This window comes from Bradyrhizobium sp., assembly GCF_052389815.1.
Lineage (GTDB): Bacteria > Pseudomonadota > Alphaproteobacteria > Rhizobiales > Xanthobacteraceae > Bradyrhizobium.
Map to the genome: position 1 here is coordinate 1 of NZ_JBQTHN010000227.1, position 20,840 is coordinate 20,840.

At 64.9% G+C, this 20,840-nt stretch carries 22 protein-coding genes, 1 tRNA gene and 1 pseudogene; 20 read left to right on the forward strand and 4 right to left on the reverse strand.

Annotation, left to right across the window (positions count from 1 at the left end):
• From ACT4OC_RS30175 to ACT4OC_RS30195, 5 genes and pseudogenes are all read left to right on the forward strand, one after another.
• Positions 1-170 (forward strand): annotated as a pseudogene (locus ACT4OC_RS30175) (riboflavin synthase); the annotation flags it as partial.
• A gap of 97 nt (positions 171-267) precedes the next feature.
• Positions 268-759: a 6,7-dimethyl-8-ribityllumazine synthase gene (gene ribH / locus ACT4OC_RS30180; protein WP_444842720.1), complete on the forward strand. Its 492-nt coding sequence runs from the start codon at positions 268-270 to the stop codon at positions 757-759.
• A 1-nt stretch (position 760) separates the two neighbouring features.
• Entirely contained in the window at positions 761-1,258 is a 498-nt protein-coding gene (gene nusB / locus ACT4OC_RS30185; RefSeq protein ID WP_444842721.1) for a transcription antitermination factor NusB, read from the forward strand.
• On the forward strand, positions 1,251-2,246 hold the full coding sequence (thiL, locus tag ACT4OC_RS30190; RefSeq protein ID WP_444842722.1) for a thiamine-phosphate kinase: 996 nt from the start codon (positions 1,251-1,253) through the stop codon (positions 2,244-2,246). Before nusB ends, thiL begins: the two co-directional genes overlap by 8 nt.
• 263 nt (positions 2,247-2,509) lie before the next feature.
• Positions 2,510-4,630 carry a sodium-translocating pyrophosphatase gene (locus tag ACT4OC_RS30195; RefSeq protein ID WP_444842723.1) on the forward strand — a complete coding sequence of 707 codons (2,121 nt, stop codon included), beginning with the start codon at positions 2,510-2,512 and terminating at the stop codon, positions 4,628-4,630.
• A gap of 176 nt (positions 4,631-4,806) precedes the next feature.
• Here ACT4OC_RS30195 and ACT4OC_RS30200 read toward each other — a convergent pair whose 3' ends face one another.
• Together ACT4OC_RS30200 and ACT4OC_RS30205 are read right to left on the reverse strand one after the other, a co-directional pair.
• Entirely contained in the window at positions 4,807-5,814 is a 1,008-nt protein-coding gene (locus ACT4OC_RS30200; protein ID WP_444842724.1) for a Bug family tripartite tricarboxylate transporter substrate binding protein, read from the reverse strand.
• Between the two features lie 136 nt (positions 5,815-5,950).
• Complete coding sequence (locus ACT4OC_RS30205; protein ID WP_444842725.1) at positions 5,951-6,427, reverse strand: outer membrane protein assembly factor BamE; 477 nt, start codon at positions 6,425-6,427, stop codon at positions 5,951-5,953.
• A 105-nt stretch (positions 6,428-6,532) separates the two neighbouring features.
• Here ACT4OC_RS30205 and ACT4OC_RS30210 point away from each other — a divergent pair, with 105 nt between their 5' ends.
• The 14 genes from ACT4OC_RS30210 to ACT4OC_RS30275 all read left to right on the forward strand — a co-directional run bounded on the left by ACT4OC_RS30210 (position 6,533) and on the right by ACT4OC_RS30275 (position 19,211).
• Positions 6,533-7,081: a ubiquinol-cytochrome C chaperone family protein gene (locus ACT4OC_RS30210; protein ID WP_444842726.1), complete on the forward strand. Its 549-nt coding sequence runs from the start codon at positions 6,533-6,535 to the stop codon at positions 7,079-7,081.
• The gene (locus tag ACT4OC_RS30215) at positions 7,078-7,650 is read left to right on the forward strand and encodes a YceD family protein (protein WP_444842727.1); all 573 of its coding nucleotides are present in this window, start codon (positions 7,078-7,080) and stop codon (positions 7,648-7,650) included. Before ACT4OC_RS30210 ends, ACT4OC_RS30215 begins: the two co-directional genes overlap by 4 nt.
• Positions 7,651-7,950: 300 nt before the next feature.
• Entirely contained in the window at positions 7,951-9,012 is a 1,062-nt protein-coding gene (gene plsX, locus ACT4OC_RS30220) for a phosphate acyltransferase PlsX (protein ID WP_444842728.1), read from the forward strand.
• Positions 9,009-9,986 carry a beta-ketoacyl-ACP synthase III gene (locus tag ACT4OC_RS30225; protein WP_444842729.1) on the forward strand — a complete coding sequence of 326 codons (978 nt, stop codon included), beginning with the start codon at positions 9,009-9,011 and terminating at the stop codon, positions 9,984-9,986. Before plsX ends, ACT4OC_RS30225 begins: the two co-directional genes overlap by 4 nt.
• A gap of 134 nt (positions 9,987-10,120) precedes the next feature.
• Positions 10,121-10,453 carry an integration host factor subunit alpha gene (locus tag ACT4OC_RS30230; protein WP_444842730.1) on the forward strand — a complete coding sequence of 111 codons (333 nt, stop codon included), beginning with the start codon at positions 10,121-10,123 and terminating at the stop codon, positions 10,451-10,453.
• A gap of 33 nt (positions 10,454-10,486) precedes the next feature.
• Positions 10,487-11,044, forward strand: coding sequence for a MerR family transcriptional regulator (locus tag ACT4OC_RS30235; RefSeq protein WP_444842731.1), 558 nt, complete (start codon positions 10,487-10,489; stop codon positions 11,042-11,044).
• Positions 11,045-11,111: 67 nt separating this feature from the next.
• A tRNA-Pro gene (locus ACT4OC_RS30240) sits at positions 11,112-11,189 on the forward strand.
• A 126-nt stretch (positions 11,190-11,315) separates the two neighbouring features.
• Positions 11,316-12,614, forward strand: coding sequence for a hypothetical protein (locus tag ACT4OC_RS30245; RefSeq protein WP_444842732.1), 1,299 nt, complete (start codon positions 11,316-11,318; stop codon positions 12,612-12,614).
• The gene (locus ACT4OC_RS30250; protein ID WP_444842733.1) at positions 12,604-14,034 is read left to right on the forward strand and encodes an SDR family NAD(P)-dependent oxidoreductase; all 1,431 of its coding nucleotides are present in this window, start codon (positions 12,604-12,606) and stop codon (positions 14,032-14,034) included. Before ACT4OC_RS30245 ends, ACT4OC_RS30250 begins: the two co-directional genes overlap by 11 nt.
• A gap of 6 nt (positions 14,035-14,040) precedes the next feature.
• Positions 14,041-14,949, forward strand: a complete 909-nt coding sequence (locus ACT4OC_RS30255) for an AAC(3) family N-acetyltransferase (RefSeq protein WP_444842734.1) — start codon at positions 14,041-14,043, stop codon at positions 14,947-14,949.
• Positions 14,949-15,206 (forward strand): acyl carrier protein, encoded by a 258-nt coding sequence (locus ACT4OC_RS30260; protein WP_444842735.1) that lies wholly within the window; start codon positions 14,949-14,951, stop codon positions 15,204-15,206. Before ACT4OC_RS30255 ends, ACT4OC_RS30260 begins: the two co-directional genes overlap by 1 nt.
• Positions 15,203-17,173 (forward strand): HAD-IIIC family phosphatase, encoded by a 1,971-nt coding sequence (locus ACT4OC_RS30265; RefSeq protein ID WP_444842736.1) that lies wholly within the window; start codon positions 15,203-15,205, stop codon positions 17,171-17,173. The genes ACT4OC_RS30260 and ACT4OC_RS30265 overlap by 4 nt, the downstream gene beginning before the upstream one ends.
• Positions 17,174-17,312: 139 nt before the next feature.
• Positions 17,313-18,218 (forward strand): dihydrodipicolinate synthase family protein, encoded by a 906-nt coding sequence (locus tag ACT4OC_RS30270; protein WP_444842737.1) that lies wholly within the window; start codon positions 17,313-17,315, stop codon positions 18,216-18,218.
• Between the two features lie 30 nt (positions 18,219-18,248).
• A complete protein-coding gene (locus ACT4OC_RS30275; protein ID WP_444842738.1) occupies positions 18,249-19,211 on the forward strand; it encodes an SDR family oxidoreductase in 963 nt (320 codons plus the stop codon).
• 172 nt (positions 19,212-19,383) lie between these two features.
• On the opposite strand, the gene ACT4OC_RS30280 is transcribed toward ACT4OC_RS30275, so the two are convergent.
• Complete coding sequence (locus ACT4OC_RS30280) at positions 19,384-19,842, reverse strand: GcrA family cell cycle regulator (RefSeq protein ID WP_444842739.1); 459 nt, start codon at positions 19,840-19,842, stop codon at positions 19,384-19,386.
• 56 nt (positions 19,843-19,898) lie between these two features.
• Complete coding sequence (locus tag ACT4OC_RS30285) at positions 19,899-20,096, reverse strand: hypothetical protein (protein ID WP_444842740.1); 198 nt, start codon at positions 20,094-20,096, stop codon at positions 19,899-19,901.
• 259 nt (positions 20,097-20,355) lie between these two features.
• On the opposite strand from ACT4OC_RS30285, the gene ACT4OC_RS30290 reads away from it, so the two are divergent.
• Complete coding sequence (locus ACT4OC_RS30290) at positions 20,356-20,706, forward strand: GrlR family regulatory protein (protein ID WP_444842741.1); 351 nt, start codon at positions 20,356-20,358, stop codon at positions 20,704-20,706.
• Positions 20,707-20,840: the final 134 nt, after the last annotated feature.

Consider the following 20,840-nt stretch of genomic DNA (forward strand, 5'->3'; position numbering starts at 1 on the left):
ATGGGGTGTCGCTGACGGTGAACACGGTCGAGGACGTCACATTCTCGGTGCTGATCATTCCGCATACGCTTTCCGTCACCACGCTGAACGGCTGGCGCGAAGGCAGCGAGGTCAATATCGAGGTCGACCTGATGGCCCGCTACGCGGCGCGGCTGTCGGAAATGAAGTAACCGTGTCATACGCGGGCTTGACCCGCGTATCCATCCTCTTAACAAGATGGATTGCCGGGTCGAGCCCGGCAATGACAAGCGCAAGGTATCAAGCAGAATGGCAGACGCGCGGCGCGCACTCCTGAAAGACCAGACCGACATTTCGGGCGCTCGCGCCCTGATCGTCGAGGCGCGCTTCTATGACGACATCCAGGACGCGATGCTGGAAGGCGCGGTGGCCGAACTGAAGAGCGCCGGCGTATCCCACGATGTTCTCACGGTGACCGGCTCGCTGGAAATTCCCGCGACGATCGCCATCGCGCTCGATGCCGCCGAAAAGAGCGGCAGGCCGTACGACGCAGCGATCGCGCTCGGTTGCGTGATCCGCGGCGACACCATCCATTTCGAAATCGTCTCGATGGAATCCTCGCGCGCCTTGATGGACCTGGCCGTTGCGCGGAAATTCCCCCTCGGCAACGGCATCATCACCGTCAATACCGAGGAACAGGCCTGGGCGCGGGCGCGTCCAAGCGAACTCAACAAGGGCGGCGACGCCGCGCGCGCCGCAATGGCGGTGTTGCGAATAAAGCGTCGACTGGCGAAGAGCTGACATGGCCGAAGGCAAGAACAAGCCGGCGAAGGCATCCGAGAAGAAAGCCAACCGGCGCGGCGCGGCGCGCCTTGCGGCCGTGCAGGCGCTGTACCAGATGGACATCGGCGGCGCGGGGATCAACGACGTCTTCGCGGAGTTCGAGAGCCACTGGATCGGCAACGAGGTTGAGGGCGAGAAATACCTGCCGGCGGAAGCTGCGTTCTTCCGCGACGTCGTCTCCGGCGTGGTGCGCGACCAGGCGAAGCTCGATCCGCTGATCGACGATGCGCTGTCAAAAGGCTGGCCGCTGAAACGGATCGACGCCATTTTGCGTGCGGTGCTGCGCGCCGGCTCCTACGAGCTGGAGCACCGCAAGGACGTGCCCGGCAGGGTGGTGGTGTCGGAATATGTCGACGTCGCCCACGCCTTTGTCGAAAAGGACGAGACCGGCATGGTCAATGCCGTGCTCGACCAGATCGCGCGCCAGTTCCGCGCCGACGAGTTTTCGCGTGGCTAGCGCCCCGGCATCCGGCGAAGACGCGCTGATCGCGCGCTATTTCAAGCCGATTGCGACTGACCCCGGTGCGTTTGCGCTCGACGACGATGCGGCGGTGCTGAAGGCGCTTGGAGCCGACGTCGTCGTGACGACGGACGCCGTCGTCGAGGGCGTGCACTTCCTGGCCGACGATCCCCCGGACGCGGTCGCGCGCAAGGCGCTGCGGGTGAACCTGTCCGATCTCGCCGCCAAGGGGGCCACGCCGGCGGGCTTCGTGCTGACGCTGGCCCTGCGCACGGCGGATGACGCCTGGCTCAAGCCGTTTGCCGGTGCGCTCGGCGAGGACGCAAAATCCTACGGCTGCCCGCTGCTCGGCGGCGACACGGTTTCGACGCCGGGTCCGATCACCATCTCGGTCACCGCATTCGGGCGGGTGCCCGCGGACAAGATGGTCCATCGCAGCGGTGCGCGTCCCGGCGATCGGGTGGTGGTGACCGGCACGATCGGCGATGCCGCGCTCGGTCTCGACATCCTCAAGGGCGGGGCCGTCGGCAGCGCGCTGGCGGGAGACGAGGCCGCACGGCAGATGCTGATCGGCCGCTATCGCGTGCCGCAGCCGCGCAATGCGCTTGCCTCGACTATCCGCATGTATGCCAGCGCGGCCATGGACGTATCCGACGGGCTCGCCGGCGACCTGACGAAGCTCTGCGCCGCTTCGGGCGTGTCGGCTGCAATCCACGCGCCGGGCATCCCGTTGTCGCGGCCCGCTTCAGCGCTCGTGGCCAGCCGCAAGGTCGCAATCGAGACGTTGATCGCCGGTGGCGACGACTACGAAATCCTGTGTACGGTGCATGGGGTTGATTTCGAGGTTTTCGCGCAGGACGCCAGGAAGGCCGGTGTTCCCGTTACGCCCATCGGCGCCGTCATCGCCGGAAGCGCGATTCCCTCGTTCATGGACGCCCAGGGCAGGGAACTCCTGTTGAAGCGCCGCTCCTGGAGCCATTTTTGATCTGGGCCAACATCGCTTCGGACAAGTTGTGGCAGTTTTAGAGTTCGTGCTGCCAAATCGGGCCTGGAGCCCGCTTTCGGATTGCAAATACCTGCCAAAATCGTGACTTTTGGTCTGCCGCGGCGTTGCGCCGGGGGACCCTTTTTGGCATGGTCCCGCCGATTTGAGGCCGCCCTTTTGGGGAGGGAAGGCCTTGTTTTTTATGCGCCCGCCGCGTCCGCGGCGCCGGCGTGGGGCTACACCAAAGATCTGAGGCAACTTCAATGACAGCATTATGGGTGATTGTGCTCTGCGGAGTGCTTTCCATCGTCTACGCCATCTGGGCGACCGCATCCGTTTTGAAATCGGATGCCGGCAACCCGCGCATGCAGGAAATCGCCGGCGCCGTGCGTGAGGGCGCGCAGGCCTATCTCAAGCGCCAATATATGACGATTGGCATTGTCGGCGTCGTGATCTTCGCGCTGCTGGCCTACTTTCTCGGCATGCTCGTCGCGATCGGCTTCCTGATCGGTGCCGTGCTGTCGGGTGCGGCCGGCTTCATCGGCATGAACGTCTCGGTGCGCGCCAACGTCCGCACCGCGCAGGCGGCAACGACGTCGCTGGCGGGCGGTCTCGAACTCGCCTTCAAGGCCGGTGCGATCACCGGCCTTCTGGTCGCGGGCCTCGCGCTGCTCGGCGTCACCCTCTATTTCGGCTTCCTGGTCTATTCGCTGAAGCTCGCGCCCAACAGCCGCGTCGTCGTCGACGCGCTGGTCGCGCTCGGCTTCGGCGCATCGCTGATCTCGATCTTCGCCCGTCTCGGCGGCGGCATCTTCACCAAGGGTGCCGACGTCGGCGGCGATCTCGTCGGCAAGGTCGAGGCCGGCATTCCCGAGGACGATCCGCGCAACCCCGCCACCATCGCCGATAACGTCGGCGATAACGTCGGCGACTGCGCCGGCATGGCGGCGGACCTGTTCGAGACCTATGCGGTGACCGCGGTCGCCACCATGGTGCTGGCAGCGATCTTCTTCGCCAACACGCCGATCCTCACGAACATGATGACGCTGCCGCTCGCCATCGGCGGCATCTGCATCATCACCTCGATCATCGGCACCTTCTTCGTCAAGCTCGGCGCCAACCAGTCGATCATGGGCGCGCTGTACAAGGGCCTGATCGTCACCGGCATTCTCTCGCTCGCGGGCGTCGCCGGCGCGATCTACTACCTGATCGGCTTCGGTCCGCTCGCCGGCGTGAAGTACACGGGGCTGGCGCTGTTCGAGTGCGGCGTCGTCGGTCTCGTCGTTACCGGCCTGATCATCTGGATCACCGAATACTACACCGGCACCGACTATCGCCCGGTGAAGTCGATCGCCGCCTCCTCGGTGACCGGCCACGGCACCAACGTGATCCAGGGCCTTGCCATCTCGATGGAGTCGACCGCGCTGCCCGCGATCGTCATCATCGCCGGCATCCTGGTCACCTACAGCCTCGCCGGCCTGTTCGGCATCGCGATCGCGACCGCGACGATGCTGGCGCTGGCCGGCATGATCGTCGCGCTCGACGCCTTCGGTCCGGTCACGGACAATGCGGGCGGCATCGCCGAAATGGCGGGCCTGCCCAAGGAGGTCCGCAAGTCCACCGACGCGCTCGATGCCGTCGGCAACACCACCAAGGCGGTCACCAAGGGCTACGCGATCGGTTCCGCCGGTCTCGGCGCGCTGGTGCTGTTCGCGGCGTACAATGAAGACCTCAAGTTCTTCATCGCCAATTCCGCGAAGCACTCCTACTTCCAGGGCGTCGCGCCGGACTTCTCGCTGAACAATCCCTACGTCGTGGTGGGCCTGCTGTTCGGCGGCCTGCTGCCGTACCTGTTCGGTGCGATGGGCATGACCGCGGTCGGCCGCGCTGCCGGCTCGATCGTCGAGGAAGTGCGCCGCCAGTTCCGCGAGAAGCCGGGTATCATGCAGGGCACCGACAAGCCGGACTACGGCAAGGCCGTCGACCTCCTGACCAAGGCGGCGATCAAGGAGATGATCATCCCCTCGCTGCTGCCGGTCCTTTCTCCGATCTTCGTCTACTTCGCGATCTACGCGATCGCGGGCGGCGGCGCGGCCGGCAAGTCGGCGGCGTTCTCGGCGGTCGGCGCCATGCTGCTCGGCGTGATCGTCACCGGCCTGTTCGTCGCGATCTCGATGACCTCGGGCGGCGGCGCCTGGGACAACGCCAAGAAGTACATCGAGGACGGCCACTACGGCGGCAAGGGCTCTGACGCCCACAAGTCGGCCGTCACCGGCGACACCGTCGGCGATCCCTACAAGGACACGGCGGGCCCGGCGGTGAACCCGATGATCAAGATCACCAACATCGTGGCGCTGTTGCTGCTCGCGATCCTCGCGCACTGAGCATAGGCCACGATAGAAAACGAAAACCCCGCGGTGTGAGCCGCGGGGTTTTTGTTTTGGTCCGTCATTCCGGGGCTCGCGAAGCGAGAACCCGGAATCTCGAGATCCCGGGTTCGATCCTTCGGACCGCCCCGGGATGGCCTCGGACGAAATTGCTTGCGCAATGTCGCCCGAGGTCACTTCACATCCATCTCCAGCCCTTCCTTCTCGATGATGCCGGCGAACTTCTTCGTCTCGGCTTCGATGAAGGCGCTGTACTGCTCCGGCGTGCCCCAATCGGTGCGGGCGCCCATGGTGGCGACGTTCTTCTTGACGTCGTCGCGCTCCAGCATCGTCTTGATCTGCCTGTTGAGCTCGTCGACGGCGGGCCGGGGTGTCGCTTTCGGCAGGAAGATGCCGAACCATGAGGAAACGTCGAAGTTCGCCAGCTCCGGCGCGGCCTCGCGCATGGTCGGCAGGTTGGGCGCGAGGTGGCTGCGTTCCGGCGTGGTGACGCAGAGGCCGTTGAGCTTGCCCTCCTGCGCCTGCGGCAGCGACGGATAGAGGTTGTCGAACAGTACCTGGATATCGCCGGCGAGCCCTGCCTGCAGCGCCGGACCCGCGCCGCGGAACGGCACATGCGTCATCTTGAGCCCCGTGAGCTGCAGGAACCAGGCGCCCGTGAGGTGAGGGCTCTGCCCGGTGCCGGAGGAGCCCCAGGTCAGCTTGTCCGGATTGGCCTTCAGAAATGCGATCAATTCGGGAATCGACTTGAGCCCGGTCGAGGGATGCGCCGACACGATGTTCGGGATCCGAATCATGTTGGAGACCGGCTGCAGCTGCTCGGGCTTGTAGGTGAGATTCCTGTAGATGCGGTAGGCGATCGCGTTGGGGCCGGGATTGCCGACCAGGATCGTGTGGCCGTCCGCTTTCGCCCGCACCACTTCGGCCGCGCCGATAGTGCCGCCGGCGCCGGAGCGATTCTCCACGATCGCAGACTGGCCCCATACCGATTGCAGATGCGCGGCCAGCAGCCGTCCCATCACGTCGGTAGCGCCGCCGGCCGCGGCGGGCACGATCAGCTTGACGGTTTCGGTCGGTCGCCAGACGCCCGCACCAAGGCTCGAACGCGGCACGATGGCGGCTGCAGTCAATGCGGCAGCGCCGGTCAGCACGTTGCGGCGGGACAGTACTCGAGTCTTCACAGTATTCCTCCCTACGGGATTGTTGCTTGTGCAACGAGGGTAGGGAGTGCGTCGCTGCACGACAACCGCGCGAACGCGCACAGGCGCATGCGTGGCTCGCGGTTCGACGAGCGCTTGATTCGCTGAAGGCCGGCGGCTAGTTGAAGCTGAGCAGCTTGAACAGCGGCGTCAGGTAGCTGAGCTCCTGGCCGGAGGTCGTCGTGGTGCGGCTGATGAAGTCGAAGATCTTGCCGTCCTGCAGACCGTAATTGGCAAGTCGCCGGACCTGTCGCTTTTTGTCGAAGTAGATCGCGATCACCCGCTGGTCGACGACCTGCTGGTTCATGAAGGCGACCTTCCGCTCGCTCCGCTGCGAGATGTAGTAGAACACCTCGCCGTCCAGCGTGGCGACGGTCGATGGCGTTCCCATCACGATCAGCACCTGGTCCTGGCTCGCGCCGATCGGAATTTGTTCAAGCGCGCCGGGGGGCAGGATATAGCCCTTCTGGAACTGCTCGCCGGTGCAACCCGCCAGCACGGCCGCAACCAGCGCAGCGGCAGCGATGGCGCGCCAGCGCGCCTTGCCGGGCGTCAGATGCGCGCGAGAGCCTTTCCGGGCAAATACTGCGGTCATTCTCGGAACAGTCCCGTCCCCTTGCCTCCAGCGAGGCGTTGACGTACCGGGCTAGCTTGCGGATTGCAACAGACGCGGGCCCAGGTCCCGCGCGCGGAACCCACAATGCTCTGGCCGTTCAATCACTTCAGGAAACCCCGGATCGCCCCCGCCGGCACCATCGAGGCCATCTATGGCATGATCGTGACGCAGACGCGAGAACCCTTGTTTTACCGGGACTTGGGCGTGCCGGACACGGTTAACGGCCGATTCGACCTTCTCCTGCTGCATCTGTGGTTGGTCCTGCGCCGCCTGAAGTCGGTTGGGGCCGGAACGGCCCTGTCGCAGGCCCTGTTCGATCATTTCTGCACCGATATGGATGACAATCTGCGCGAGATGGGGGTCGGCGATCAATCCGTCCCGAAACGCATGAGAGCTTTCGGCGAGGCCTTTTACGGCCGCACCGCCGCCTATGAGATGGCCCTGACGGAGGGCACCGAGGCGCTCGCGGGAGCGATCTGCAAGAACATCCTCAACGGCGAGAAGATCGAATCGGCGAGGGCGCTTGCCGCCTACGCCGAAGGTGCGCTGGCGAGGTTGGCGGAGCTCGACGAAACGACTTTGCTCGCCGGCAATTGGTCCTTTCCCGTTCCTGACGCAGTGAGGGCGCAGTGACAGACCGGCAGGACAGGCCCGATCCCTGGCGTTCGCCCGTGGTCGTCGCCCAGATTCCCGAGCGTGGACTGCACCGCGAGCTCGATGCCGATGCGGCGCAGCGCAAGGCGATGGCGGATGTGGCGGGCCTGCGGGAAGTGCTTTCCGCGCATGCATCGCTCGACATCACGCCGAAGAGCGGCGGGCGCTTTCATGTGGCGGGCAAAGTGCGCGCACGCATCGGGCAAACATGCGTCGTCACCCTCGATCCGATCGAGACCGATATCGACGAGACGATTGATCTGATGTTCGCGCCGCCGGAGCAAATTCCCGCGCTGTCCGATCTCGTGGACGATGCCCGCGAGGGCGCCGGCGAGATCGACCCACCGGAGCCGATCGAGGGCGGCACTATCGATCTCGGCCGACTTGCCACCGATGCGCTGTTCCTCGGCATCGATCCCTATCCGCGCAAGGCCGATGCCGTGTTCGATCATGAGAACGCGCCGCCCGCTCCAGGGGATCATCCCTTCGCCGCGCTGAAGGCGCTGAAGGTCGAGCCCAAGCCCAAGCGGAAGCCGAAAGGCAAGTAGACCGCAGCTTCTCCCCCGGTCAGTTCGCGCTCTGCAACAGGCAACTCCGGCATCTCGTCAGGATACTCGCGTATACTATTGAATTACATGGATTAAATGGCTATGTCATGAATCCATGAGCTGGACCGCGTCATTTGCCGAAGGCCGCGGTCAAGAGGTTGTGTCGGGGCTGGGAAACGCTATTGTCGCGGCCCGGCCGGGACGCAGCGCGGCGCTTGGTCGCGCCGCACTCCGCGACGGCATCAAGTTGCGCGGTCCAAGCACGCCAAGACCGCCAGAGATCAGGTTTCCGGGACGTTCATGCCTCAAAAGGTTCGAATTGCGCTTGACGCCATGGGTGGCGATGCCGGCGCTTCGGTCGTTATTCCCGGCGCCGCAATTTCATTGACCCGGCATCCCGGCACCGAATTTCTCCTGTTCGGCGATCGCGCGAAAATCGATCCCGAGCTCGAACAGCATCCCGCGCTGAGGAAGGTCTCCCGCGTCATCCATACCGACGTCGCCGTCAGCATGGACGACAAGCCTAGCCAGGCCCTGCGCCGCGGCCGCAAGACGTCGTCGATGTGGCTCGCCATCGATGCGGTGAAGAAGGGCGAGGCCGATGTCGCGGTTTCCGCGGGCAACACCGGGGCGCTGATGGCGATGGCGCGCTTCTGCCTGCGCACGCTGCCGGGCATAGACCGACCTGCGATCGCCGCGGTCTGGCCGACCGCGCGCGGCGACTCCGTCGTGCTAGATCTCGGCGCCACCATTGGCGGTGACGCGCATCATCTGTTCGCGCTCGCGGTGATGGGGGCAGCGATGGCGAGCGTACTGTTCGAAAAAGAGCGGCCCACCGTGGGCCTGCTCAATATCGGGGTCGAGGAGATCAAGGGCCACGAGGAGATCCGCGAAGCCGCCGAGCTGTTGCGCACGCTGAACCTGCCGCAGCTCGAATATATCGGCTTCGTCGAAGGCGACGGCATCGGCAAGGGGGCGGCCGACGTGATCGTCTCCGAGGGCTTTTCCGGCAATATCGCGCTGAAGGCGGCCGAGGGCACGGCGCGCCAGATGGGCGAGTTCCTGCGGACCGCGCTGTCGCGGACCTGGCTCACCAGGATCGGCTATCTCCTGGCCCGCGGCGCTTTCAAGGAGCTCCGGGACAAGCTCGACCCCAACAAGTCCAATGGCGGGGTCCTGCTCGGTCTCAACGGCGTGGTGGTGAAGAGCCATGGCGGAATCAGCGCCGAAGGCTTTGCCTACGCGGTCGATGTTGGCTATGAGACGGTGCACTACGATCTCCTCAACAAGATCAACCGCATGCTCAATCGTGATGGCGGCGCGCTGACCAAGGCGCAGACCGCTCAGGAGGCTGTTTCGTGACTGCGATACGTTCGGTCGTGCTCGGCTGCGGCTCCTATCTGCCGCAGAAGGTGCTGACCAATGCCGAACTGGCGGCACGAATTGATACTTCCGACGACTGGATCGTGCAGCGGACCGGCATCCGGCAGCGCCATATCGCTGCCGACGACGAGTTCACCTCGCACCTCGGCATCAATGCCGCGCGCGCGGCGCTGGCCGACGCCGGCCTCGACGCGCAATCGATCGACCTGATCCTGGTGGCAACCTCCACGCCGGACAACACGTTCCCGGCAACGGCGGTCGCGGTCCAGGACGGGCTCGGCATCCATCATGGCGCGGCCTTCGACCTGCAGGCCGTCTGTTCCGGCTTCATCTTTGCGCTCGCCACCGCCGACAACTTTCTGCGCAGCGGCGCCTACAAGCGTGCGCTGGTGATCGGCGCGGAGACATTCTCGCGCATTCTCGACTGGGAAGACCGCACCACCTGCGTCCTGTTCGGCGACGGCGCCGGCGCCGTGGTGCTGGAGGCGCAGCAGCAGTCCGGCGGGAACACCGACCGCGGCATCCTGACCACGCATCTGCGCTCCGACGGCCGCCACAAGTCGAAGCTCTATGTCGACGGCGGTCCCGGCTCGACCAGGACCGTCGGCCATCTCAAGATGGAAGGCCGCGAGGTCTTCAAGCATGCGGTCGGCATGATCACCGACGTGATCGTCGATGCCTTCAAGGCGACGGGAACCACGGCCGACGACCTCGATTGGTTCATCCCGCATCAGGCCAACAAGCGAATCATCGATGCCTCCGCGCACAAGCTGCATATTGCGCCGCAGAAGGTGGTTCTGACCGTGGACATGCACGGGAACACGTCAGCGGCGTCGATTCCGCTGGCGCTGTGCGTTGCGGTGAAGGACGGCCGCGTCAAGAAGGGTGACCTGGTGATGCTGGAGGCCATGGGCGGTGGCTTCACCTGGGGCTCGGCGCTCGTTCGCTGGTAAGTGTGGCATAAAGAGTTCAACGCAAATTATAAGCGTGTTTTCATGCCCTTGCATGATGCTCGCTGTTGACCATGGTTTGCTAACCTCCTAATTTCAGGCAACAAATTTGTTCGCCGAGAGTGCGGGGCAAGGCGATGACCACGGGAACAGGCAAGACAGTCACACGTGTCGATCTGTGCGAAGCGGTCTACCAGAAGGTCGGACTGTCGCGGACGGAGTCGTCGGCGTTCGTTGAACTGGTTTTGAAAGAGATCACCGATTGTCTGGAAAAGGGCGAGACAGTGAAGCTGTCTTCGTTCGGTTCCTTCATGGTCCGCAAGAAGGGCCAGCGGATCGGACGCAACCCCAAGACGGGTACCGAGGTGCCGATTTCACCGCGCCGCGTGATGGTGTTCAAGCCGTCGGCGATATTGAAGCAGCGTATCAACGGGCACGCTGTCACCAACGGCGACGCCAAGGACGACTAGCGCTCCACATAGCGAGCGGAAAGGAGCGGGCATTTGGACAAGGCTCCCGATGCGTTCCGAACCATTAGTGAAGTCGCGGACGAACTCGACATCCCCCAGCATGTGCTGCGTTTCTGGGAAACCCGTTTCGCGCAAATCAAGCCGATGAAGCGCAGCGGCGGCCGCCGCTACTACCGTCCCGACGATGTCGACCTGCTCAAGGGCATCCGCCGTCTCCTGTACGGCGAGGGCTACACTATCCGCGGCGTTCAGCGCATCCTGAAAGAGCACGGCGTCAAGGCGGTGCAGGGTCTGGCCGACTCCTCCGTTGCCGCTTCCTTCGGCGCGGTGGAGAAGACACTCGAACATACGATGTCGGAGGACGACGGCCAGGCGCCGATCTCTTTCGAGGGCGACGACGAGGATTACGAGGGCGGCGAGGACGGCATCGATTTCCGCTTCGTCGAGCTCGACGAGGACGGCATCGCCAAGAATCTTGCCGAACCCGCAAGCCCCGCTGCCCGACCCATGGACCGGGCGCGGCTGGAAGGCGTGTTGCAGGACCTGATCGCCGCCCGGCAATTGCTCGATTCGGCGCTCAAGGAGGGCTGAGCGGGCCCCGTTCCAGCCTTTACCTGCTCCTTGCGCAAAGGAGCGATGAACGCTAAGGGAACGGCATCGGAGCGTGGCGCAGCCCGGTTAGCGCACTAGTCTGGGAGACTAGGGGTCGGAGGTTCAAATCCTCTCGCTCCGACCATTAAATCAACGGGTTATGGCCTTGCCGCTTCCGACCGGTTCATTGCTGGAAGCAATCTGGAACGCCATCTCCCTCAAAGCGGCGCCGGCGCGTGTGTAACCTGCCATCGAGCGTGGCTGCCTGATCATGTTCGCGCGAGCCGCATCCTGCGACGTCACCCCGCTCGACCGGCCGGTGCGGCTCGCCGGCTATGCGGCGCGCAAGCAACCGGTCTCCATCGTTCTCGACCCGATCGAGATTTCGGCGATATTGCTGGAGGCAGGCGAGCGGCGCTGCCTGATCGTCAGCTTCGATCTCATGATCGTCGGCTCCGAACTGCAGCAGGCGATTCATGGCCGGCTGTCGGCGCATGGCTTTGCGCCGGCCGAGATCATGCTGCTCGCATCGCATACCCATTTTGCGCCGGCTACCGACAGTGCCTGCGCGCCGCTCGGCGTTCCCGACGAGCGGTTCGTGGCAGACCTTGCCGCGGCCTCGGCAGATCTCGTCAAAGGTATGTTGCAGGAGAAGCCCGCAGAGGCGAGTGTGGAGTTCAAGCGCGGTCGCCTCGACCACTCCATCAATCGCCGCCGCTACTGGCCCTTTCCGACCGTCGGCCGCACCTATGGTTTTCGGCTGACGGGCACGGTAATGGCGCCGAATCCGGAAGCGCCGACGGAGGAGCCGGCGACGGTGCTGCTGCTCCGCCGCGCCGATGACGATAAGGTCATCGCCGCCATCTGGCACTATACCTGCCATGCCACGGCGGTCATCCCGTCCGATGTCATCAGCGCCGATTTTCCGGGCGCGGTCCGGCGCACGTTGCGACAGCGCTTTGGCGAAATCCCTTGCGTGTTCGTGCAGGGCTTTTGCGGCGACATCAGTCCGAAGATCGCGGGCACCGTACCGCGAGAGGGTGTGCGCAACCGGCTGCGCCGCTTAGCACGGAAGCTGGTTTCCGGGCCGACCTTTCCGCCGCGCGTGGCCGCCGACTGGGAGCGCTGGAGCGAAAGACTTGCGGCGGCCGTCGGCGCGATTGCCGACCGCCCGCCGGAACGGACCGATACGCCCGGCATCCTTGCGGCCGGCGCCGCGCAGATTCCGCTGGCGGAATTCTTTCACGGCCGTTGCCCGGACAAGCCGCTCACCGTCCAGGTGCTTCGGCTCGGCACGGCATTCGAGCTCGTCGCGGTGTCCGCCGAGGTGACGGTGGAATGGCAATCCATCCTCGATTCCGCGCTGCCGGCGGGCGAGGGACGGCTGCGGCTCTATGCCGGCTATCTCGGTGCGCTGTACGGCTACCTCCCGACACCCCAGCAGATCGGCGAGGGTGGCTATGAGGTCATGGGATTCCAGCACCTGTTCGGCCTTTCCGGTAACTTTGATGCCGGGAAGATCGTCCCGGCCGTGGTGGGCTGTGCTAAGCGGGCCATCGATGATCTCTAGCTCCGACATCGCCAGCCGCGCCTTCACGCTGGACGACCAGCGCGAATTCGCGCGAGCCTCGGGCGACTTCAACCCGCTGCATCTCGACGCGCGGTTCGCCCGCCGCACGCAGATGGGCGCTCCCGTCGTGCACGGCATTCACACGCTGCTGTGGGCGCTGGAGAGCGCGCTGCGCGCCGGAAACTTCGACGTTCGGAACATCCGCGCTCGCTTCCATCAGCCGCTGTTTCTCGGCGAGGTCGCGGAGGTGAGGATCGCTGCGCGGACGGACCGCACGATCGATCTGGATGTGATCGCCGGAGGCACCGTCGTCGCCGCGATCAAGCTCTCGTCCGAGCCGCGCAAAGCCTTGGGATCGGCGTCCATCGACGGCCCGCTTGCTGCGCCTGGCCAGGAGCCGGTCGATCTGCCGTTCGAGCAGATGGCGAAACAGCACGGAGCCTTCGCTGCCGTTGTCGCTCCGGATGAAATCCGCCGCATGTTCCCCGCGCTCTGCAACGCCATCGGGCCCGCCGCCATCGGCGGGTTAATGGGGACCTCCCGGATCGTCGGCATGGCCTGCCCGGGGCTGCATTCGCTGTTTGCCGGCCTCGATGTCAGCCGCGACGCCGCGAGCGACGCGCAGGCGCTCAATTATGCGGTGCGCAAGGTCGATGCTCGCTTCCGCTCGGTGCAGATCGACATCGCCGGCTCGGGCCTGACCGGGCGAATTGACGCTTTTGCCCGCCCGCAGCCGCTGGCCCAGGCCGACATGGCTACAGTCGCGGCGCGCGTCACCGGCAGGCCGTTCGCGGGACAGCGCGCCCTCATTGTCGGTGGCTCCCGCGGGCTCGGCGAGGTCACCGCGAAGATCGTCGCGGCCGGCGGCGGTCACCCCGTCATCACCTTCCGCGAAGGCAGGCAGGAGGCCGAGAGCGTCGCCAGCGAAATCCGGCAGGCCGCAGGTACATGCGACGTCATTCGATACGATGCGCTGCAGCCGGCGGCCGGACAGCTGGGCGGCATCGGCGCGGTCGACAGCTGCTACTATTTCGCCACGGCAAAGATCTTTCAGCGCAAGTCTGCATTGTTCGAGCCGGCGAGGCTGAGGGTCTTCCTCGACTACTATGTCGACGGCTTTTTCGACCTCTGCGCGGCGCTCGCGCAACGGGACGACGGCAAGATCGCGGTGTTCTATCCATCCACCACCACGCTCGATACGGCGGTCGCCGGCATTGCCGAATATGCCATGGCCAAGGCGGCAGGCGAGACGCTGGTACGGCAGTTGAACGCATTTCTTCCCGGCGTGCACGCGATCTCGCGGCGTCTGCCCCGCATCGCGACCGACCAGACCGCGACCGTGGGCGTCGCCAGCGCGCAGGATGCATTGGGCGTGCTCTTGCCCATCGTGCGCGAAGTTCAGCAGGCGGCGCGGGGATAGCTGCCCATGCCGAGCGCGCTTCGCAGCATCGTCAAACGCGTCGCCCAGAAGGCACTGGGGCACGACAATGTTCGCGATTTCGTCCGCACGCGGCGGCTGTGGCTGGACAAGAAGATCTATCGCCGCCCGATCGAAGTCGCCGAGCTGCGCCAACGCCTGATCGACCTCGGCGTGACGCGCGGCCGAACGGTGTGGGTGCAATCGTCGTGGAACGAATTCTTCAACGTTCCGATGAAGCCCTCCGAAGTGATCGACCTGCTGCGCGACCTGATCGGGCCGGAGGGGACGCTGGCGATGCCGGCCTTTCCGATCGATCGGGACGCCGGCAAGGTGTTCATGGTCGATCGCGCGCCGGTCTATACCGGCCTGTTGTGCGAGGTGTTCCGCCGCGTGCCCGGCGTGCAGCGGAGCATTCACCTGACATCGTCGGTGTGCGCGGTCGGTCCCAACGCCGATTTCCTGATCCGCGATCATCATCGCACCATGATGACGTGGGGCAAGGATTCGCCTTTTTGCCGGCTGATAGATGTGGATGCCCGCATGATCGGTCTGGGAGCCACCTTCAACTTCATGACGCCGCTGCATGCGGTGGAATGCCTGCTCTATGACGAGGTGCCTTTCTTTCATCAGGTGTTCAGCGGCACTACTCGCTACCGGTGGAAGCGCGCCAGCGGTGAGACCGGCGAGCACGAATTTCTCAACCGCGGCGGCGATATCCGGCCGCAACGGCTGCGGCGGCATTTCGGGCCGGATATCTGCACCGACACAAAACTCTCCAATTTGAAGATGATGGCGGCCGATGCTAAACCTTTCATCGAACATGCGGTCGCGCTCGGCCGGAAGGGGATCACGATGTACATTGAGCCGGTTCCGCGGAAGGAGCTGTTCGTGCCAAACACAAGGCCGGTGAGTTGATGGACGCGGCCAGCAACACGCAGGCCGCCATCCTCGGCCGGCTGCAGGAGATCTTCCGCGCCGAGCTCGACGATGACGATCTCGCCATCGGCATGGAGACGCGCCAGGCCGACTTGAAGGCGTGGGACAGTCTTGCACACATCCGCCTCGTCAGCGGCGTCGAGAGCGAGTTCGGCTTCCAGTTCAACCTGGCAGAGATCGAGGAGATCGCTTCGGTGCGTCAGTTCGTGGATGCGATTCGGGAACATCTGCCGTGACGGAAGCCGCGGCGAAGCCAGTTGCGAAATTGCCGGTGCAGGCGTTGCCGTGGCTGCCACGCCCCGCGGGCAAGATGCGCGACCGCCTCGCGGCGCTGCCTGCCGATCCCGTCGATGCGCTGAACGCCATGCGGGCGCTGGCGCAGGCCGGATGGGAAGAGGCCGAGCTGCGGCTGCTCGGCCGCAAGATCAGGGGCATTCTGAAAACGGCCTCGCCATCCATTGCCGTCGCGGCGCGCAAGCAGGGGCTCGTTCCCGTGCACTTGCTCATGCTGTCGGCGAGCACGGTCAACCATCTCGCGGATACAATGATCGGCACCGCGATCCGCTTCGGCTTTCTGCTGCAGCTCACGACGGCCGAATACGAGGAGCCCGAGCCGTGGCTCGAGCGTCATCGGGATGAGCTGAAGGAAAGTCCGCCGGCTCTCGTGCTGGTCGCCTCCGACAACCGCATGCTCCGGCTTGCCGCGCCGCTCGGCGACGAGGCGGCCGCGGCGCGGACCATCGAGGCCGCGCTGGCGCAGGTGATGCGGATTGCGGAAGTCGCGGGCGCCGCGACCGGCAAGCCGGTGATCCTGCAGACGCTGGCCGGCGATCCCGATGCGCCGCAGGTCAACATGGACCTTGGTCTTCCCGGCAGCGCTCGCCACCTCGCGGGTGAATTCAACCGCCGACTTGCCGCGCGAGCACGGCAGGCCGGCCATTTGCTGCTCGACATCGACGGCATCGCCGGCCTCGTCGGACAGGGCGCCTGGTCGGCGGGACGCTATTGGTACGCCGCAAAGTATCCCTTCTCGGTGGCGATGGCGCCGCTCTATGCCGATCACGTCATGCGCATCATCGCGGCGCAACTGGGCCGCTCGCGCCGCGTGCTGGTGCTCGACCTCGACAACACGCTGTGGGGCGGCGTCATCGGCGACGACGGCATCGAGGGGCTGGCGCTCGGCACCGGCTCGCCGCTCGGCGAGAGCTACGCCGCGTTGCAGCGGATGGCGCTGGCCTGGAAGGAGCGCGGCATCCTGCTCTGCGTCTCCTCCAAGAATGACGAGGCCATCGCGCTCGATGCGTTCCGCAATCATCCCGAGATGATCCTGAAGGAGGACGACATCGTCGCCTTCCGCGTCAACTGGGACGACAAGGCCGCCAACATCAAGGCGATTGCCGGGATGATCGATCTCGGGCTCGAGAGCTTCGTTTTCCTCGACGACAATCCCGCCGAGCGCAAGCGCGTCCGCGATGCCTTGCCCGCGGTGGCGGTTCCCGAGCTGCCCGACGATCCCGCCGAATGGATTTCCGTGTTCCAGGCCGCGGGCTATTTCGAGCAGACCGGGTTCTCGCGCGAGGATCGGTTGCGCGGGGCGATGTACAAGGCCAATGCGCAGCGCGCCGCGCAGCTCGAGCGCATCGGCAATCACGACGACTACCTGCGCTCGCTGGACATGACGCTGTCGATCGCGCCGTTCGACCAGCCTGGGCGCAAGCGCATCGCGCAACTGATCTCGAAGTCCAATCAGTTCAATTTGACGACGCGGCGCTACAGCGAAGCCGAGGTGGCAGCCCTGCAGGCCAATCCCGAGGCCGTCACCGTGCAAGCGCGGCTTTCCGACATGTTCGGTGACAACGGCATGATCTCGGCGGTGATCTGCCTGAAGAATGGCAGACAGTGGGAGGTCGATACCTGGATCATGTCCTGCCGCGTGCTTGGCCGCCGGGTCGAGGAAGCGATCCTGCAGCATCTGGTGCAGGCAGCCCGCGCCGCAGGCGCCAGCGAATTGATCGGCCGCTACATCCCGACCGCACGCAATGGACTCGTGAAAGATCATTTCGAAAAACTCGGCTTTGCCCGGCTCGGTGCGGAGCCGAATGACGAAACCGTCTGGCGGCTCGACGTCGGCCAATATTCCGAGAAGGAACTGCCGATGAAGATCGAGGCATCCGCGCCCACCGGCTCCGCGTCGGCGGCCTGATCCACCTAGCGATCCCGCAACCGGCGCGCGGTGCCATGCGCTCGCGACATGTGGATTGCGCAGGCGACATTCGCTAGTCTCTTGTCCAACCGGTCGCGCGACGAACCGGATCCGGGATGGAAATCAGCGAGGGCCTGCCATGAAGATACGTCCGACTGGCGTGATACCGCCGATGACGACGCCGTTCACCCAAGGCGGCGAGATCGATTTCAAGCTCGTAGCCCCTCAAGTCGACTGGCTGATCGGCGCCGGCAGCCACGGCATGGCGGCCGGCGGATCGACCGGCGAGGGACACACGCTGGATCACGAGGAATATCGCGACCTGATTGCGGCGACGGTTGAGGCAGCGAAGGGCCGCGCGCCCGTGATCGCCGGCATCATCGTCGATTCCACCCGTGATGCGATCCGCCGCGGCAAGCTGGTGCGCGATATGGACGTCGCGGCACTGCAGGTGACCCCGGTTCATTACCTGTTCAAGCCGGACGAGCAGGCGATGGTCGATCACTTCCGCCGCATTGCGGACGAGACCGGCATGCCCATCATCATCTACAACGTCGTGCCGTGGTCGTATCTGTCGCCGGCGCTGCTCACCCGGATCATGACGGAGGTGCCGCTGGTGGTCGGCGTCAAGCAGAGCGCGGGCGACCTGAAACTGTTCGCCGACCTCATGATGATGGCGCCGGACAAGCTGATCTACAGCGCGGTCGATGCGCTGATGTATCCCTCCTACACGCTCGGCGCCCACGGCTCGATCGCCGCCATCCTCACTGCCGCACCGCATGCGTCGGTGGAGCTGTGGGATGCGGTCAAGGCGGGGGATCATGCGACGGCGCTCGATCTGCACAAGAAGCTGCTGACGCTGTGGAACGCTGTCATTGCCGACAATCTGCCGGCCTGCACGCGCTATGCGCAGACCCTGCAGGGTCTGCCGAAGACATATCCCCGCGCGCCGATGCCGGAAGCCTCGCCCGCGCAGCAGGCCGCGATCGGCAAGGCGCTCGCCGGGCTTGGCGCGCTCGGCTCGCAGGTCGAGGCTGCGGAATAGGTTCGTCACTGGAAAGGTCAGCGTAACTCCATGAAGGATTTTGCCGGAAAGATTGCCGTCATCACCGGTGGCGGCACGGGGATGGGACGCGAGCTGGCGCGCCAGCTGGTTGCCGAAGGCTGCAATGTCGCGATGTGCGACGTCTCGGTGGAAGCGATGGCCGAGACCAGGCGTCTGTGCGAGAGCGAAAAGTTGCCGCAGGGCCTGCGCGTCACCACCCACGTCGCCGACGTCTCGATCGAGGACCATCTCAAGCGGTTTCGCGACGAACTGGTCGAGCAGCAGAGGACCGACAAGATCCACCTGTTGTTCAACAATGCCGGCATCGGCGGCGGCGGCAGCCTGTTCACCAATACGCGCGAGCAATGGGAGCGCACCTTCAACATCTGCTGGGGCGGCGTCTATCTCGGCGTGCGTACCTTTCTGCCGCTGTTGATGAACGCCGACGAGGGGCACATCGTCAACACCTCGAGCGTCAACGGCTTCTGGGCCTCCGTCGGCATGGGCGTGTCGCACACGGCCTATTCGGCCGCCAAGTTCGCCGTGAAGGGCTTTACCGAGGCGCTGATTAACGACCTTCGCCTCAACGCTCCCCACATCAAATGCTCGGTGGTGATGCCCGGCCATATCGGCACCTCCATCGTCGCCAATTCGCGGGTGATCCAGTCCGGCAGCACGGAGCTTTCGCCGAACGATATTCTGGCGACGCGGCAGCGGTTGCAGGGCATGAACGTCGACACCTCTAAAATGACCGACGCCGACATCCAGAAATTCGCCGACGACCGCGCGCGCACGTTTCGCGAGGAGGCGCCGACCTCGGCGGCGGCGGCCGCCAAGATCATTCTCGACGGGGTCAAGGCGGGGAGGTGGCGCATCCTGGTCGGCGACGACGCCCACAGGCTCGACGATCGGGTGCGCCAGACGCCGGAGCGGGCCTACGAGCCCGAGTTCTATCAGAGCTTCGTCAAGGAAGTCGGCTGGCGCATCGGCTGACGCGCCTGGAGCGCGATGACGCTTCTTCGATCGTCATCGTGCTCCGGCTTCTTGTTTGAGCATGATCTTTTCGGAAAACCGCTTCACACTTTTCCGGATCATGCTCTGCACACGATCCCGACCCGATCGCCCTGCGTCCCCAAACGCCGGGCGGCCGGGCCGGGATCATGCGCTAACCGGCCCTCCGCGCCAGTGAACGATAGGCGAGCCTGGTATGGCCCTGGCAGTAGGGCATGCCCGCCAGCGGCGGGTTGCCGCAGAACGCGAACGCTTCGGTGTCCGTATTGACCGGCCAGCGACAGTGCTCCTTGCCGAGCTCGAACAGCGTACAGCGGCGCTCGCTGACGACGGGCGTATCGGTGAAGGCGGCCTCGTCATAGACCTGCCGCAGCATCTCGAATTGCAGCCGCGGCACCGAGCCGGTGCGCGCTCGCCGCTCCCTGGGCTTTTTCCGCCGTATCGCATCGCCGGTCTTCTCGCGCGACAGGCCGAGGCGGGAGAGCTTTCCGATCACGGCATTGCGGCTGACGCCGATCTCGGCCGCGATCTGCCGGCAGGAGAGGCCGGCGGCAAAATGGTTCTTCAGTGCTTCGAGGCGTTCGTCGTTCCAGGTCGGTGCAGAGGCAAACATGTGGCATCCCAATTCTTGGTGTGCCGCCGCGGTTCCCTTCGGTCACGTCCCCTTGGTCATGACTTCCCGTTGTCGCGGATCGACAGCAGCCCGTCCTTGATGGCGAGCCTGATGCCTTCCTCGATCAGGGTCCTTGCAACGCCGGGAACGCTTGTGCCGTGGGTGCCCTGTCTCACCAGCTTTTCGAGATAACCAATGGTCGAGAGCGCCAACGTAACGGGAATGCGGTCGGTTTCGGCTTTTTCCGTAGCCATGACGCACGCTAACTGGAGAACGGTGTACTGAAAAGTATCTATTTAGACTCTATTAAGTAATGTTGCCGTTCGTCAACAGATAGTTCGTCCTTCCGGTATTCTGCGGGATTCATTGGTGAATCCGTCACATTGCCGGTCGGCCCGGCGGGGATCTGCTACCGGGGGCGGCAAAATGCCGGGCTGCTGCGCCGAAATTCCGGGTTGCTTGCAATTGGGCACAGCGACGATGATCGACCCGTCCAGGGGACGGACACCGGATATGGCGGGGTTGCGAAACGGTCTCTACACGGTGGAGACGGAGATGACCGAGGGCGGGCGCGGGCGCGCGACCGGCGTCATCGTGCTGGTCGACGGCAAGATCGCGGGTGGCGACGCACATTTCTATTACACGGGCTCCTACACGGCCGATAACCGCAAGTGGCGCGGCGAGCTGACGACGTTCCAGCACGCCAAGTCGTCCGGCGTGCTGCCGCTGTTCGGCGGCCGCGAGGTCACCTGCGGCTTCAGCGGAACCTATTCCGACGGGGATGCGGTGGTCAGCGGCACCGCGCTGGTCGGCAAGACCAGCGTGCTGTTTGAGACGCGGCTGAAGTTTCGCGCGGCGTTGTGAGTTGTTGTCGTCCCGGCGGAACGCAGGGACCCACAACCACGGAGTCGAGTCGTAAGAACGAGCTGGAGCATCAGCCTTCGCAAAACTACTCCCTGTGGTTATGGATCCCGGATCGGCGCTCGCGGAGCCTGTCA

Excerpts from the sequence above, each read along its gene's own strand:
- ACT4OC_RS30290 (WP_444842741.1), top strand. The coding sequence starts at position 20,356 with ATGGCGGGGTTGCGAAACGGTCTCTACACGGTGGAGACGGAGATGACC.
- ACT4OC_RS30250 (WP_444842733.1), top strand. The coding sequence starts at position 12,604 with ATGATCTCTAGCTCCGACATCGCCAGCCGCGCCTTCACGCTGGACGAC.
- ACT4OC_RS30245 (WP_444842732.1), top strand. The coding sequence starts at position 11,316 with ATGTTCGCGCGAGCCGCATCCTGCGACGTCACCCCGCTCGACCGGCCG.
- ACT4OC_RS30210 (WP_444842726.1), top strand. The coding sequence starts at position 6,533 with ATGCTCTGGCCGTTCAATCACTTCAGGAAACCCCGGATCGCCCCCGCC.
- ACT4OC_RS30270 (WP_444842737.1), top strand. The coding sequence starts at position 17,313 with ATGAAGATACGTCCGACTGGCGTGATACCGCCGATGACGACGCCGTTC.
- ACT4OC_RS30275 (WP_444842738.1), top strand. The coding sequence starts at position 18,249 with ATGAAGGATTTTGCCGGAAAGATTGCCGTCATCACCGGTGGCGGCACG.
- plsX (WP_444842728.1), top strand. The coding sequence starts at position 7,951 with ATGCCTCAAAAGGTTCGAATTGCGCTTGACGCCATGGGTGGCGATGCC.
- ACT4OC_RS30255 (WP_444842734.1), top strand. The coding sequence starts at position 14,041 with ATGCCGAGCGCGCTTCGCAGCATCGTCAAACGCGTCGCCCAGAAGGCA.
- ACT4OC_RS30285 (WP_444842740.1), bottom strand. The coding sequence starts at position 20,096 with ATGGCTACGGAAAAAGCCGAAACCGACCGCATTCCCGTTACGTTGGCG.
- ACT4OC_RS30260 (WP_444842735.1), top strand. The coding sequence starts at position 14,949 with ATGGACGCGGCCAGCAACACGCAGGCCGCCATCCTCGGCCGGCTGCAG.
- ACT4OC_RS30230 (WP_444842730.1), top strand. The coding sequence starts at position 10,121 with ATGACCACGGGAACAGGCAAGACAGTCACACGTGTCGATCTGTGCGAA.
- ACT4OC_RS30205 (WP_444842725.1), bottom strand. The coding sequence starts at position 6,427 with ATGACCGCAGTATTTGCCCGGAAAGGCTCTCGCGCGCATCTGACGCCC.
- ACT4OC_RS30195 (WP_444842723.1), top strand. The coding sequence starts at position 2,510 with ATGACAGCATTATGGGTGATTGTGCTCTGCGGAGTGCTTTCCATCGTC.
- ACT4OC_RS30280 (WP_444842739.1), bottom strand. The coding sequence starts at position 19,842 with ATGTTTGCCTCTGCACCGACCTGGAACGACGAACGCCTCGAAGCACTG.
- ribH (WP_444842720.1), top strand. The coding sequence starts at position 268 with ATGGCAGACGCGCGGCGCGCACTCCTGAAAGACCAGACCGACATTTCG.
- nusB (WP_444842721.1), top strand. The coding sequence starts at position 761 with ATGGCCGAAGGCAAGAACAAGCCGGCGAAGGCATCCGAGAAGAAAGCC.